This window comes from Lysobacter sp. BMK333-48F3, from assembly GCF_019733395.1.
Taxonomy (GTDB): domain Bacteria; phylum Pseudomonadota; class Gammaproteobacteria; order Xanthomonadales; family Xanthomonadaceae; genus Lysobacter.
The window spans coordinates 2,612,459-2,626,382 of the sequence record NZ_JAIHOO010000001.1; the positions used below are offsets into that span (position 1 = coordinate 2,612,459).

Sequence of the window (13,924 nt, forward strand, 5' to 3'; positions counted from 1 at the left end):
CTCAAGCGCCGGCGCTTTCGCGCAGGCCCAGCCGCAACAAGCGCGCTTCGAGCCGCTCGCCGAAACCGCGCGGGGCCTGCAGGCCCATGCGCTGCATCGCCTCGTCGTCGGCCCCGGTCCCGACCGTCAGCGCGCGCAGCACGGTGCGCAGCTTGGCCGCGCGCGTCGCGGTGTTGGCCTTCAGCCAGCCCAGGGCCTTGACCAGCCGCTGTTCGACCGGGCTGAAATCGCTGCCCAGCGGGTAATCGGGCAGGCTGCCGTCGGCGCGGAACGGCGCCAGGGTCTCGCCCAGCCGTTGCGCGGTGTTGTTTCGGTGGGGCTGCGGAGCGTGCGGCGGCAACTTGCCGTGATCGATCGCGGTCAGGCGCAGGGCGACGCCGGCGCCGGCTTCGGCCACCGCGGCCATGGCCTGGATGCAGTCCTCGTCGGTCTTGCCGCGCAGGTCGGCGATGCCGTACTCGGTGACGTAGACGTCGCGCAGATGGCGCGGGATGGTGGTCTGGGCGTAGTTCCAGACCAGGTTGGAGCGGACCTGGCCGGCGCTTTCGCGGGTCGCGCGCAGCATCAGCACCGAGCGCGCGTCGGGCAGGGCGTGGGCCATGGCGACGAAGTTGTACTGGCCGCCGACGCCCGACACCACCCGGCCGTCGTCGAGCGTATCCGACACCGCCGCGCCGAGCGCGGTCGCCATCATGCAGCTGTTGAAGAAACGCGCATCGCGGCGCTGCAGGCGCTCCAGGGTTTCGTTGCCGCCGTAGAGTTCGTTGACCTCGCTGATCCGGCGCATGCCGATGCCGTGGCGCTGCGCTTCGGGCAGATCGCGCAGCCAGGCGTAGAAGTCCGGCGAGCCCAGGTAGAAGCCGCCCTGCAGGAACTCGCCCTCGCGTTCCAGCCGTGCGCGATCGTCCGCGTTCGCGCTGCCGTCGTGCAGGCGCCGCATCAGTTCCAGGTCGTCGACGACCTTGCGTTTGATCACTCCGACTTCGACCAAGCGGCGAAAGCCTTCGTTGATCATCTCGGAACAGCCAAAAAGCCCAACGTCAAACGGCCCGAGCGGCGCAACCTGCGCCTTCGCGTTACGGTCTCCGCTCAGGTCACCCTGCAAAGAAGCCGCGTGCCCGAGCGGCGCAACCGCCTTCGTTTCCGCAACCTCGATCCCCAGCGCACGCACCACCCGCAGATACGCCGCGCTGTCGGTATGCCGCAGCACCAGCGCGTGGCACAGCGCATCGGCCAGGGTGCCGATGCCGATTTGCAGGGTGCCGCCGTCGCGCACCAGGGTGCTGGCGTAGAAACCGATCGCATAGTCGGCGTCCGACACCGGCTGGCGCGGCAGGCCGAACAGGGCGGGGTAGGGCGGCGGCGGCAGCACCACCGCGTCGAAGAAATCGGCGTCGACCGCGGCGCTGCCGCCGAGCCAGGGCAGCTGCGGGTCGATCTCGGCGATCAGCAGCGGCCGCGGCAGGCCGCGCGCGACGATCGCGTCGACTGCGTCGAAGGTCAGGTCGGTATTGCACGACAGCGACAGCCGCGCGCCGCCGGCGGGGTCGGCGGCGACCTTCTGCACCACCGCGTTGACGCCGCGGTCGGCCAGGGCGCGGGCGACATGGGTGTAGTTGAGGCTGGCGTAGCGGCGCTGGCTGGCGGCGGCGTTCAACAGCGCGCCGGATTGCAGATAGAACTCCTCGATCTCGATGTGCGCCGGCAGCGCGTTGCGCTTGAGCGCCTCGACGTAGCGCAGGCGCGGAAAGTCGGCGCCGAAGTGACGCTGCGCGAACGGCGCGACGAACCGGCCTTCCAGGCCGCGGCCGCCGCCGGGCGGGTCCAGCGACAGCGCGGTGTAAAGGTGCAGCGGCCGCGTGCTGTCGCCTTCGGCGCGGGCGTAGATCGCATTGAGCAACCGGTGCGGCTTGCCCAGGCCGAGCGGGGCGCCCAGGTGCAGCGGGCCGTCGACGCGGTCGTAGAGGAAGTCGACGGCGTCGTCGAGGCGGTCAAAGCGCGCGGGTCGGTTCATGCGACCAGTATCTCAATCCGCGCATCCAGGCGCTTGCAAACTTCGTTTACAGGTGTAATCTGATGAAAAATTACGGATGTAAACGATGCAGATCAGCGAAGCCGAATCCGTGGTCATGGACGTGCTGTGGCAGCGCCACCCGCTCAGCGCCGAGGAGGTCGTCGCGGCCCTGGCCGGCAACCAGTCGTGGCAGGAAGCCACGGTCAAGACCCTGCTCAACCGCTTGTTGAACAAGGGCGCGATCCGCGCCGAGAAGGACGGGCGGCGGTACCTCTATGCGCCCCTGCTCAAGCGCGAGGACTGGGTCATGGAGGAGAGCCAGGGCCTGCTCGAGCGGCTGTTCGGCGGTCGCGTCGCGCCCCTGGTCGCGCACTTCAGCGAACAGCGCAAGCTCAGCCGCAAGGACATCGCCGAGCTGCGCAAGCTGCTGGACGAGATCGACGATGAGCGCGGCTGAGCTGATCGGCCTGCTGGCCGAGACCACCCTGGCGATGAGCGCGGCGGCGGCGCTGGTGCTGGCCCTGCGCCGGCCTTTGCGGCGCGCGTTCGGCGCCGGCGTGGCCTACGCCGCCTGGTGGCTGCTGCCGCTGGCGACCGCGGCGGTGCTGCTGCCGGCCGCGCCGCGCCCCGACGCGCCGGCGCAGTGGCTGGTCGCGGCCGGCGCGCCGATGGCGGCAGCGCCGATCGCGCCGCCGGCGCCGACCGGCACCGCGTGGGTCGCGCTGAGCCTGTTGTGGCTGGCCGGCGCCGTGGCGATGGCGGCGCGCGCCTGGCGCCAGCAACGCCGGTTCGAGCGGCGCCTGGGCCGGCTGCGGCCGCGCGCCGACGGCAGCGTGCAGGCGCAGAGCGACTACGGCCTGCCCGCGGCGATGGGCCTGCTGCGGCCGAAAGTGGTGCTGCCGCGGGACTTCGAACGCCGCTACGACGCGCGCCAGCGTCGGCTGATCGCGCTGCACGAACGTATCCATATCGCCCGCGGCGATCTGTACGCCAACGCCGCCTGGTTGCTGTTGTCGTGCCTGTACTGGTTCAACCCGTTGTTGCATTACGCCGCCCGCGCTTTCCGCAGCGACCAGGAACTGGCCTGCGACCAGCGCGTGCTGCGCCGCCTTCCCACGGCGCGGCGCAGCTACGCCGAGGCCTTGCTCAAAGCCGCCCTGCACGGCGGGTCCTCGCCGTTGGCCTGCACGTGGTCCTCCTCGCATCCGCTCAAGGAACGCATCGCCATGCTCAACCGTACCGCCCCCACCGCCGCCCGCCTGCGCTTCGGCGCCGTCGTATTGATCGCACTCGCCGCCGCCACCGGCTTCGGCGCCTGGGCCGCGCAACCCGCCTCCGCTCCCGGCGAACGCCGCTTCGACCTGGAGACCGAGCAGATGAGCCAGCGCCAGTACGCCGACCGCGTCGCGCAGCTGGCCGGACTGCGCATCGACAACCCGGAACTGCTCAGCGACGCGGTCGCGGTGAAAGCGGCGCAACTGCGCCAGGTCGATGCGCGGATGGCCTTCGCCCTGCTGCGGATGCAGACCGGGCTGGAGGCGAAGATCGACGGCGACCGGGTGCGCTTCGTCGCCGGCGAGCGCCCGCAGGCGCCGGCTTCCAACTCGGTGGTGTTCTACCGCGAGGGCGCGGCGCGCTGACCGCGCGACCGCCGCCGCACGCGCCGCGAGGCAGGAAACCCGGCGCGAGAGCGGATCGATCCGTCATTGCGCCGAGCCGCACCAGGGGAGGACTTGGATCATGAACTCCATCGCGAATTCCGTCATGAGTTCCGTTGAGACCTTGCGACTGTTGGCCGAGACCGCGCTGGCGATGAGTCTGGGCCTCGCCGTGGTTCTGGCGTTGCGCCTGCCGCTGCGGCGCTGGTTCGGCGCCGGCGTGGCCTATGCGGCGTGGGCGATCGTGCCGGCGGCGACGTTCGCGGTGCTGCTGCCGGCCGCGCCGCAACCGGCCGCGGGAACGCTCTCCCTGGTCGCGGCGGCGCCGGCCGCCGCCTTGGGCCTGGCCGATGCGGCGCCGGCCGCGGCGACGCAGGCCTGGGCGTTGGCGGGGCCGGTGTGGGCGATCGGCACCGCCGCGACGTCCCTGCTGATGCTGTGGCGGCAATGGCGCTTCCAGGGTGGCCTGGGCGCCTTGCAGCGGCAGCCGGACGGCCTGTATCGGGCGCAGCGCGATCGCGGCCTGCCGGCGGCGATCGGCCTGCTCCGGCCCAGGATCGTGGTGCCGGGCGATTTCGAGCAACGCTACAGCGCCGCCGAGCGCCGCCTGATCCGCGCCCACGAACGCAGCCATATCGTCTGTGGCGACCTGCACCTCAATGCCTTCGTCGCCCTGCTGTCCTGCCTGTACTGGTTCAACCCGTTGCTGCACTACGCCGTCGGCCGCTTCCGCGCCGACCAGGAATTGGCCTGCGACGCGCGCGTGCTGCGCCGGCATCCGACCGCGCGGCGCAGCTACGGCGAAGCCATGTTGAAGAGCGCCTTGCGCGCCGGCCCCGCGCCCTGGGCCTGTTCGTGGGCGTCCACCCACCCGATCGCGGAGAGAATCGCCATGCTCAAACATCCCTTGCCCGGCGCGGTCCGGGTTCGCTTCGGCGCGTGCGCGCTGATCTTGTGCGGCACCGTGTCCGCGTTCGCGGCCTGGGCGGCGCAACCGGCATCGGCGCCGCAAGAGCGGCGGATCACGATCGCCACCCAGGACCTGCTCAGCGAGCGCGGATTCGCGCTGCGGATCGCGGCGCAGGCCGGCCTGCAGCTGAGCAATCCGGAGGTGCTCGACGACAGCCGCAAGCGGCTCAGCGCCGATCTGCAGGGCGTCAGCGTGCGGCACGCGTTCCTGGCCCTGCAGGACGCATCCGGCTGGAGCGCGCAGTACCACCGGGACCAGGTGCGTTTCGTGCCCAGCGCCGGGCCGCGTAACGCGCGCCTCCCGGCCGCGTCGCGGTAGTCGGTTTCGATCATGACCCGGTTCGATCTATTGCGCTGCTTGATCGTCGCCGCCTGCAGCGGCGGTGCGGCGAGCTTGCTGGTGCTGGCCCTGCGCCGGCCGTTGCGCCGCCGCTGCGGCGCCGGCGTCGCCTACGCCGCCTGGCTGGCGCTGCCGGCGGCGTTGCTGGCGCCGCTGTGGCCGATACCGGCGCCCGCGGCGTTGGTGTGGTCGCCGATGCCCGGGGCGATGCCGGACTGGGCCGCGGCCCCGGCCGCGCAGGTCGCTGTAGGCAATGCGGATGCGGCCGGCTGGCTGCTGGCGCTGTGGCTGTCCGGTGCGTCGATCGCGGCGCTGCGGATCTTGCGGCGCCAGCGCCGTTTTCATCGCGCGCTAGGCCATGTGGTACCGCTCGGCGACGGCGTGTGGCGCGCCCAGGCCGGCGTCGGCCTGCCGGCGGCGTTCGGCCTGCTGCGCCCGCGGATCGTCGTGCCGGCCGATTTCGCCGAACGCTACGACCGCCGCCAGCGCGCGCTGATGCTGCGCCACGAGCGCGTGCACATCGCCCGCGGCGACCTGTGGATCAACGCGGCCGTCGCCGCCGTGACCTGCCTGCTGTGGTTCAACCCCTTGCTGCATCTCGCCGCCGCGCGGTTGCGCGAAGACCAGGAACTGGCCTGCGATGCGCGCGTGCTGGCGCGCCACCCGCGCGCGCGGCGCGCCTATGCGCAGGCGATGCTCGTCACCCAGCTCGCGGCGCAGTCCACGCCGCTGGGCTGCCATTGGGGTCCGCCCCATCCCTTGCTGGAGAGAATCGACATGTTGAAGCACCCCGCAGTCGCGCCGCGTTGGCGCCATCTCGGCCTGTTGCTGGTCGCGGCCCTGACCGGCGGCAGCGCCGCGGCCGCCTGGGCCGCGCAATCGGCGCCGCAAGCCGCCGCGCTGGCCGCGCCGGCCGGCTCGGTGACGATGGAGTTCGTCGCCCGCAGCGGCGGCCGCGAAAGCCGTTTCACGATCGTCGAAGCGGCCGGCCAGCCGTTCTCGGCGACGATGTTCGAGGACGGCGCGCGTTGGCGCATCGACGGCGTGGCCACGGTCGGCGCGGACAAGGCCGTCTATCCCGGATCCGACGACGACACCGTGTGGCTGAAGATGAGCCTGCTGCGCGACGGCGCGATGGTCGGCCAGCCGCGCCTGGCGATGCAGAGCGGCGGCAGCGGCCGGGTGGTGCAGGAGGACGCTGCGGCCGCCGGCCCCGGAAAGCGGCTGGAACTGGACGTGCGGATGACCGCGGCGCGGTAAGCGCCGCAGCGGCCGCGGCCGCGCTTCAGCGGCCGCGGCGCTGGGCGAACAGCCACCGCCACATCGGCGCGTAGGCGTAGGCGGCGTCCCAGCTGTTGTGGTTGGCCGCGGCGAATTCGGTATAGCGCGCGTCGCGCGCGCCGGCCGCTTTCAGCGCCGCGTCCATGCGCCGCGATTGCGCCGGTGGCACCACATCGTCCTTGCCGCCGTGGAAGATCCAGACCGGCACCTCGCGCAGGCGCTGCGCGGCCGCGGCGAACGGGTCGGCGGCATCGGCGACGCTGTGCGCGCGCATGCCCGGGCGCGCATCGGTCCAGTCGACGGTGATGCCGCCGCAGACCGGCACCAGGGCGGCGAAGCGCTGCGGATGCTGCAGGGCCAGCTCCCAGGTGCCGTAGCCGCCCATCGACATGCCGGTCAGGTAGACCCGGTCCGGGTCGCCGCGGAATTCGCCCAGCGCCGCGTCCAGGGTCGCCATCGCGATCGGGCCGGCGTCCTGGGTCCATTCGGTGTCGTCGGGCGCTTGCGGGAACACGACGATCGCTGGGAACTCGGCGGCATGCCGGCGCAAGTAGGGCCCCAGGCCGGCCTGGGTCTGCCTGGCGCCGTCGTCGCCGCGTTCGCCGGACCCGTTGAGGAACAGCACCACCGCGGGCCGGCCCTGGTACCGGTGCGGTGCCGGTACGAAGACCTGGTAGCGATAGGTCCTGCCTGCCAGGCTCAGCTCGCGCGGCAGGAACTCGCCGCCGGTCGCGGGGGCGGTGGTCTGGCAGGCAGTGGCGGCGATCGACAGCAGGCCCAGGCAGGCGGCGCTCAGAAGACGCATCGAGGTTTCGCTCGGGAAAACCGGCCTGCAGCATAGCGCGGCGGCCGAGCCGGGCCGGCCCGGCTCAGCCGATGCGATGCGCTTCGTCGGCGATGCGCCGCACTTCGTCCGGGTAATGGCTGACGTAGATCATCGGCAGCGCGGTCTCGTCGCGGACCCGCTGCAGATACGGCAGCAGCTCGTCGCGGCGGTCCATGTCCAGCATCGACAGCGGTTCGTCGAGCAGCAGGATGCGCGGCTGCGACAGCAGGGCGCGGCCCAGCGCGACGCGCTGGGTCTCGCCGCCGGACAGGCCGGCGGTGCCGCGGCCTAGCAGGGCGCCGATGCCGAGCAGCTCGACGATGGCGTCGAACTCGAAACGGGTTTCGCGCCGGGCCTCGCCGCGCCAGCCGTAGAGCAGGTTGCGGCGCACGTCCAGGTGCGGAAACAGGCGCGCGTCCTGGAACACGTAGCCGATCCGGCGCCGGTGCGCCGGCAGGTCGACGCGCGCGGCGCTGTCGAACAGGCAGCGGCCGGCGATCTCGATCCGGCCGCGCGCCGGCCGCAGCAGGCCGGCGATGGCGTGCAGCAGCGAGGTCTTGCCGGCGCCGGATTCGCCGATCACGGCGATCACCCGTTGCTCGCTGCGGATCTCGACCCGGCGCAGGAAATCGCCGCGGCGCAGTTCCAAGTCGAGCAGGAAGGTCGGCGCGGCGCTCATCGTTGCGCGCTCGCGCGCTGGCGCTGCACCAGCCATTCCGAGGCCAGCACCGCGGCGAAGGATATGGCCACCGCGACCGCGGCCAGGCGCAGCACGCCGGCTTCGCCGTCGGGCACCTGCATCAGGCCGTAGATCGCCGAAGACAGGGTCTGGGTTTCGCCGGGGATGTTCGAGACGAAGGTGATGGTCGCGCCGAACTCGCCCAGCGCCTTGGCGAAGGACAGCACCGCGCCGGCCAGCACGCCCGGCCAGGCCAACGGCAGGGTCACGCCGAAGAACACCCGCCAAGGATTCGCGCCCAGGGTCGAGGCCGCCTGCTCCAGGCGCCGGTCGACCGCTTCGATCGACAGCCGGATCGCCCGGACCAGCAGGGGAAAGCCCATGATCGCGCTGGCCAGCGCGGCGCCGGTCCAGCGGAACGCGAAGCTCAGGCCCCAGTGCTCGTACAGCCAACGGCCGAGCGGTCCCTGCGAGCCGAGCAGGACCAGCAGGGCGTAGCCGGTCACCACCGGCGGCAGCACCAACGGCAGGTGCAGCACGGTGTCGAGCAGCAGCTTGCCGGGAAACCGCACCCGCGCCAGCAACCAGCCCAGGGCGATGCCGAACGGCAGGCTGGCCAGGGTCGCGACCGTGGCGATCTTCAGGCTGAGCCAGATCGCAGTCAGTTCGGCATCGCTGAACTGCATCGCGCGCTCACTTCAGTACCGCGAAGCCGTGGCGGCGGAAGATCGCGGCCGCGGCCGGCGTGCCCAGCCAGCGCACGAACGCGGTCGCGCCCGGGTGTTTGCTCGAGACCAGCCGCGCCGCCGGATAGACGATCGGCGGATGGCTGTCGGCCGGGAAGGTCGCCAGCACCCGCACCTTGGGTTCGGCGCGCGCATCGCTGGCGTAAACCACGCCCAGCGGGGCTTCGCCGCGCGCGACCAGCATCAGCGCGGCGCGCACGTTCTCGGCTTCGGCCACGCGCGGTTGCAGCGCGTCCCACACGCCGTAGCGGACGAAGGCGGCGCGGGCGTACTTGCCGGCCGGCACGCTCGCGGTCAGGGCCAGGGCCAGGCGGCCGTCGCCGAGCAGCGGCTTGAGATCGACCCCGGGCTTGAGCGCGACCGCGCGCGCGCGGCTGGCCTGCGGCGCGATCAGCACCAGCCGGTTGCCGAGCAGGTTGCGCCGGCTGGGCACGTCGATCAGGCCGCGCTCCTGCAGATAGTCCATCCACTCCAGATCGGCCGAGACGAAGGCATCGGCCGGCGCACCTTGTTCGATCTGCCGCGCCAGCGCCGAACTGGCCGCATACGACACCCGCACCGGCACGCCGCCGCTGCGCTGGAACGCGGCCGCGGCGTCGTCCAGCGACTCCTTGAGGCTGGCGGCGGCGAATACCGTGACCGGGGCGGCGGCGCTGCGCGGTTGCGCGGCGAGCGGACCGGCGGCGAGCAGGCCGGCGACGCACAAGGCGCCGAGCAAACGGCGGAGCAGGCGGGGCATGGCGCGAAGCCTCGGTGTGTGGGGTAGGGCGAGAGTAGCGCGAAGCGCCGCCGCCGTGCCTGCGCTCAGGGCGCGTCGACGACCCGAATCGATTCGACCTGGCGCACCCAGCGCGCCGGCCGCGATTCGGCCGGCGCGATCAGCCGCCAGGGGCCGTCTTGCGAACCCAGGGCGGCGCCGTTGCAGCGGTCGGCGAGCAGCACCTCGCGCGCGCCCAGGCTGGGATCCAGCTCGGCCAGCGAAAACACGGCGCGGTAGCCGTCGCGGGCGCGCACCACCACCACCCGCGCCAAGCCGGCGCCGCGCAGCGGTTCGTTCGGCATGGCGCCTTGCTGGCGCAGCAGCGCGTGCAACGCCACGCCTTCGCAGTCGAGCTTGCGGCCGTGCGCTTCGCCGCTGGCGCGAGCGCGCGGCAGCCCGGCCAGAGCGGCGGCATCGAGGGCGATGTCGACCGGTCCGGCCGGCGCGGCGGCCGAAGCCGGCGCATGGCGGTGCGGCTCGGCCGCGACGGCGACGCACGACAGCAGGGCGCCGCACGCGGCCAGCGCAAGCCGCGTGCGCGCGACGGCGGAACGGGACGACGAACGGGGTTGGCGCATGCGCGGCATTCTCGTGTGCGGTGGAGGCGGGTCGCCCGCTCGATCGGCGGGTTATAGGCGATCGAGCGGCAGCTTCAGATAGCGTCGGCCGTCGGCGTCCGCTTCGGGCAGGGCGCCGCCGCGCAGATTCACCTGCAGCGCCGGCAGGATCAGCGCCGGCACCGCCAGGGTCGCGTCGCGCGCCTGGCGCAGGGCGACGAACTCGGCTTCGCCGGTGTCGGCGCGCACATGCGCGTTGCTGCGTTTCTGCTCGCCGATCGTGGTTTCGCAGGCCGGTTCGCGATCGGGCTTGCCGTAGTCGTGGCAGACGAACACCCGGGTCGCGTCGGGCAGGCGGTACAGGCGTTGGATCGAGCGATACAGCTGCGCCGCATCGCCGCCGGGAAAGTCGCAGCGCGCGGTGCCGCTGTCGGGCAGGAACAGCGAATCGCCGACGAACAGCGCATCGCCGATCAGATAAGCCAGGCTGTCGCGGGTGTGGCCGGGCACCGGAATCGCCTGCGCCGGCAAGCCGCCGATGCGGAAGCGCTCCTCGTCTTCGAACAGACGGTCGAAGGCCGGCGCCGGGTCGCGCTCGGGCAGGCCGAACAGCGGCGCGAAGTGGCGGCGCACCTGCTCGATGCCGCGGCCGATCGCCAACTGCGGCGCGGCGCCGCCGGCGCGCAGGCGCTCGCGCAGCAGGTGCGCGGCGCTGAGGTGGTCGGCGTGGGCATGGGTTTCCAGCAGCCACTGGATCCGCCAGCCGCGCTGCGCGGCGGCGTCGAGCAGGCGTTGCGCCGAGTCCAGCGCGGTGCGCGCGGAGGCGGCCTGATAGTCCAGCACCGGATCGACGATCGCCGCCGCGCCGCTGTCGGGGTCGGCGACCAGGTAGGACCAGGTGCCGGTATCGCGATGGTGGAAGGGCAGAACCTGCGGCGTCATGCCGGTCTCCTGCAGCGCGGCCGCTGCGGCCTGGCGTTCGCGATCTAGGATACGGCAGCGCCCGCCGCGCTTGCGGCCGCCGGTCAGCGCCGCGGCGCGAGCGCGGCGTCGAGCACCGCGGCCAGGCGCGCGCCGCCGAGCCGCAGCTGCTGCTCGGTGACCGGGCGCCAGGTCGCGACATAGGACGCATCGAGGGTATGGCTGGGCGGATACAGGCCCGGCCGTTCGACGATCCGGCACGACTGCCGGGCCCAGTCCGCCGCCGCTGGCGGCAGGCCGATCGCCTTGATTGGCGGCAGTGGCTGGCGCCGCAGCTTGGCCAGGTAGGCCGCGTCGTCGAGCCTGGCCATGGTCAGCATGCGGCTGTCCCACAGCGAATGCAGGTTGGTGCCGTAGCCGTCGGCCGGCTCGGGCTCGCCGTCGATGTGGATCTGGAAATCGTTGCCGCCCTTGTCGTCGGCGTAGCCGGCGTGCAGCGGCTGGTGCACGTCGCCGACCAGATGGACCACGAACTTCAGCGCCTGCAGGCGCTCCGCGCGGCTGCGGCCGGGGTCGGCGAGGATCGCGGTCTGGTTGCGGATCGCTTCGATCGCGCAGTCGCCGCCGCGGCAATGCCGGGCCGGCTGGTAGGCGCAGTCGTTGCCGGCGCCGCGCTCGGCCAGGTTGACGTAATGCCACTTGGCGCTGAGCTTGCCGAGCTTGGGATCGTTGGCGCGCAACTCGTCGGCCCAGTTGGCGATGCCGGGCAGGGTCGGGTCGGCTTCGCCGGCCAGCAATTTCCGCGCTTCGGCGCGGGCCTGCGGGCTCAGCCGATCCCAAGCCAGGGCGGCGACCAGGCGGTGGCCCTGCGGGCCCCAGGCCAGGCTTTGCGCCGGCACGGTCAACAGCAGCGCGGCGCAGGCCAAAGGGCGCAGGACGCGTGCGGCCAGGGAGGACGAAGCGAGGCGAAGGGACGGGTTCATCGGGCTCACTCTACCGGAGCCCACCGCAGCGGAACTGTCCCAACATGGCGGCGCGCGGCGCGGGCCGCCATCGCCGCGCGACGGCCGCGCCGCAAGCGCGGCGGCGGCCGGAGCGACGGGCCGGGGCTTTATGGGCCCAAGCCGGGCGCGGATCAGAACTTCATCACGTAGGCCAGGCCGTACACGGTCGGGTCGATCTCGGCCTTGCCGACCTTCTGGCCTTCGATTTCGACGTCGGAGGAAATGTCCATCCAGCGCGCGTCGACGCGGATCGCGCTGCGCTCGGTCAGGATGAAGTCGATGCCGGCGTGGGCGGCGACGCCGATCGAGTCTTCCAGGCGAAGATCCAGGCCGTCCAGCGCGCCGCTGGTCTTCTCGCTGAAGAAGGTCGTGTAGTTGACGCCGACGCCGACGAAGGGCGAGACGGTGCCACGGCTGTTCCAGTGGTACTGCAGCGAGAAGGTCGGCGGCAGCTGCTTGGTTTCGCCGACCTTGCCCACGCCCTTGACCGCGATGTCGTGCTTGAACGGCGCCGCCGCCAGCACTTCGATGCCGAGGTTTTCGCGGATGAAGTATTCGAAGGTGAAGGTCGGCTGGACGTTGTCGTCGATTTCCAGCTGGGCCGCGCCGTTGAGGACGGTGCCGTTGTTGGACTTCGGGTTGACCTGGTGGGCGCCGATGCCGATGGTGAAATTGCCGGCTTGCTGGGCCAGGGCCGGCTGGGCCGCGCAGGCGAGGGCTGCGGCGAGGGCGCCGCCGATCAGTCGATGGTTCATTCCTTGAGTCCCCTGGGTGGTCGGAAAGGCCGGATTGTAATCTTGCTGAACGGGGCTTGTGCCACTGCGCACTCTAAAGACGGCCCACAAAATCAAACTTTGACCCCGATCCCAGTCTTTTCCGGCCCCCAGGCCGCCCGTCCGGGCCGGCCCCCGGCCGGCCCTTCTGCGGCCGTTCCGAGGGCCGTTCTGCGGGCGGTGGGCCGGGCTTGTTAGAATGGCGGTTTCCCCATCGACCCGCCCCGGGGCGGCCGCAGGAGTAGTCAATGACGATCAAGGTAGGCATCAACGGCTTCGGCCGCATCGGGCGCAATGTCCTGCGCGCGGCCGTGCAGAACTTCGGCAACGAGATCGAAATCGTCGCCATCAACGATCTGCTCGAGCCGGACTACCTGGCTTACATGCTGCAGTACGACTCGGTCCACGGCCGCTTCAAGGGCACCGTCGCGGTCGAAGGCAACACCCTGATCGTCAACGGCAAGAAGATCCGCCTGACCCAGGAACGCGATCCGGCCAACCTGAAGTGGGACGAAGTCGGCGCCGAAGTCGTCATCGAGTCCACCGGCCTGTTCCTGGACAAGGTCACCGCGCAGAAGCACCTCGACGCCGGCGCCAAGAAGGTGGTGCTGTCGGCGCCGTCCAAGGACGACACGCCGATGTTCGTCTATGGCGTCAACGACAAGACCTACAAGGGCGAGGCGATCGTCTCCAACGCCTCGTGCACCACCAACTGCCTGGCCCCGCTGGCCAAGGTGCTGAACGACAAGTGGGGCATCAAGCGCGGCCTGATGACCACCGTGCACGCCGCCACCGCGACCCAGAAGACCGTCGACGGCCCGTCCAACAAGGACTGGCGCGGCGGCCGCGGCATCCTGGAGAACATCATCCCGTCCAGCACCGGCGCGGCCAAGGCGGTCGGCGTGGTGATCCCGGAGCTCAACAAGAAGCTCACCGGCATGTCGTTCCGCGTGCCGACCTCGGACGTGTCGGTGGTCGACCTGACCGTCGAGCTGAACAAGGACGCCACCTACGCCGAGATCTGCGCCGAAATGAAGGCGCAGTCGGAAGGCGCGCTGAAGGGCGTGCTGGGCTACACCGAGGACAAGGTCGTGGCGACCGACTTCCGCGGCGACGCGCGCACCTCGATCTTCGACGCCGAGGCCGGCATCGCCCTGGACGGCACCTTCGTCAAGCTGGTCAGCTGGTACGACAACGAGTGGGGCTACTCGAACAAGTGCCTGGAAATGGTCAAGGTCGTCGCCGGCAAGTAAGCGGCGTACGCCGGCGCCGTCGGCGCCCGGCAGCGATCCGGAAGAGCCCCGCATCCGCGGGGCTTTTTCTTTGTCCGCGGGACGCGCAGAGGAATCAACGCCTTCGTCATCGATCGAAGCCCAATCCCATCGCGAAGGGTAGG

General features: G+C 71.7%; 14 protein-coding genes. 5 read left to right on the top strand and 9 right to left on the bottom strand.

What is annotated here, in order from left to right:
* Position 1: 1 nt before the first annotated feature.
* Positions 2-2,014, bottom strand: coding sequence for an acetyl-CoA hydrolase/transferase C-terminal domain-containing protein (locus K4L06_RS11085; protein WP_221671440.1), 2,013 nt, complete (start codon positions 2,012-2,014; stop codon positions 2-4).
* Between the two features lie 85 nt (positions 2,015-2,099).
* Between K4L06_RS11085 and K4L06_RS11090 the strand changes: the two genes are divergently transcribed.
* From K4L06_RS11090 to K4L06_RS11105, 4 genes are all read left to right on the top strand, one after another.
* Positions 2,100-2,471 carry a BlaI/MecI/CopY family transcriptional regulator gene (locus tag K4L06_RS11090; protein ID WP_221671441.1) on the top strand — a complete coding sequence of 124 codons (372 nt, stop codon included), beginning with the start codon at positions 2,100-2,102 and terminating at the stop codon, positions 2,469-2,471.
* Positions 2,458-3,654, top strand: coding sequence for a M56 family metallopeptidase (locus tag K4L06_RS11095; RefSeq protein ID WP_221671442.1), 1,197 nt, complete (start codon positions 2,458-2,460; stop codon positions 3,652-3,654). Before K4L06_RS11090 ends, K4L06_RS11095 begins: the two co-directional genes overlap by 14 nt.
* Before the next feature lie 100 nt (positions 3,655-3,754).
* On the top strand, positions 3,755-4,960 hold the full coding sequence (locus tag K4L06_RS11100) for a M56 family metallopeptidase (RefSeq protein WP_221671443.1): 1,206 nt from the start codon (positions 3,755-3,757) through the stop codon (positions 4,958-4,960).
* A gap of 12 nt (positions 4,961-4,972) precedes the next feature.
* The gene (locus K4L06_RS11105; protein WP_221671444.1) at positions 4,973-6,241 is read left to right on the top strand and encodes a M56 family metallopeptidase; all 1,269 of its coding nucleotides are present in this window, start codon (positions 4,973-4,975) and stop codon (positions 6,239-6,241) included.
* Between the two features lie 25 nt (positions 6,242-6,266).
* Here the strand turns inward: K4L06_RS11105 and K4L06_RS11110 are convergent, their stop codons facing one another.
* From K4L06_RS11110 to K4L06_RS11145, 8 genes are all read right to left on the bottom strand, one after another.
* Complete coding sequence (locus K4L06_RS11110; protein WP_221671445.1) at positions 6,267-7,067, bottom strand: prolyl oligopeptidase family serine peptidase; 801 nt, start codon at positions 7,065-7,067, stop codon at positions 6,267-6,269.
* A gap of 64 nt (positions 7,068-7,131) precedes the next feature.
* On the bottom strand, positions 7,132-7,767 hold the full coding sequence (locus K4L06_RS11115) for an ATP-binding cassette domain-containing protein (protein ID WP_221671446.1): 636 nt from the start codon (positions 7,765-7,767) through the stop codon (positions 7,132-7,134).
* Positions 7,764-8,453 (bottom strand): molybdate ABC transporter permease subunit, encoded by a 690-nt coding sequence (gene modB, locus K4L06_RS11120; protein WP_221671447.1) that lies wholly within the window; start codon positions 8,451-8,453, stop codon positions 7,764-7,766. The genes K4L06_RS11115 and modB overlap by 4 nt, the downstream gene beginning before the upstream one ends.
* A gap of 7 nt (positions 8,454-8,460) precedes the next feature.
* Positions 8,461-9,252, bottom strand: coding sequence for a molybdate ABC transporter substrate-binding protein (modA, locus tag K4L06_RS11125; RefSeq protein ID WP_221671448.1), 792 nt, complete (start codon positions 9,250-9,252; stop codon positions 8,461-8,463).
* A gap of 65 nt (positions 9,253-9,317) precedes the next feature.
* On the bottom strand, positions 9,318-9,851 hold the full coding sequence (locus K4L06_RS11130) for a hypothetical protein (RefSeq protein WP_221671449.1): 534 nt from the start codon (positions 9,849-9,851) through the stop codon (positions 9,318-9,320).
* 51 nt (positions 9,852-9,902) lie between these two features.
* Complete coding sequence (locus K4L06_RS11135) at positions 9,903-10,772, bottom strand: MBL fold metallo-hydrolase (protein WP_221671450.1); 870 nt, start codon at positions 10,770-10,772, stop codon at positions 9,903-9,905.
* 83 nt (positions 10,773-10,855) lie between these two features.
* Positions 10,856-11,734, bottom strand: coding sequence for a S1/P1 nuclease (locus K4L06_RS11140; protein ID WP_221671451.1), 879 nt, complete (start codon positions 11,732-11,734; stop codon positions 10,856-10,858).
* Positions 11,735-11,886: 152 nt separating this feature from the next.
* Positions 11,887-12,510, bottom strand: a complete 624-nt coding sequence (locus K4L06_RS11145) for an OmpW family outer membrane protein (protein ID WP_221671452.1) — start codon at positions 12,508-12,510, stop codon at positions 11,887-11,889.
* A 266-nt stretch (positions 12,511-12,776) separates the two neighbouring features.
* On the opposite strand from K4L06_RS11145, the gene gap reads away from it, so the two are divergent.
* Positions 12,777-13,781 carry a type I glyceraldehyde-3-phosphate dehydrogenase gene (gene gap, locus K4L06_RS11150; RefSeq protein WP_221671453.1) on the top strand — a complete coding sequence of 335 codons (1,005 nt, stop codon included), beginning with the start codon at positions 12,777-12,779 and terminating at the stop codon, positions 13,779-13,781.
* Positions 13,782-13,924: the final 143 nt, after the last annotated feature.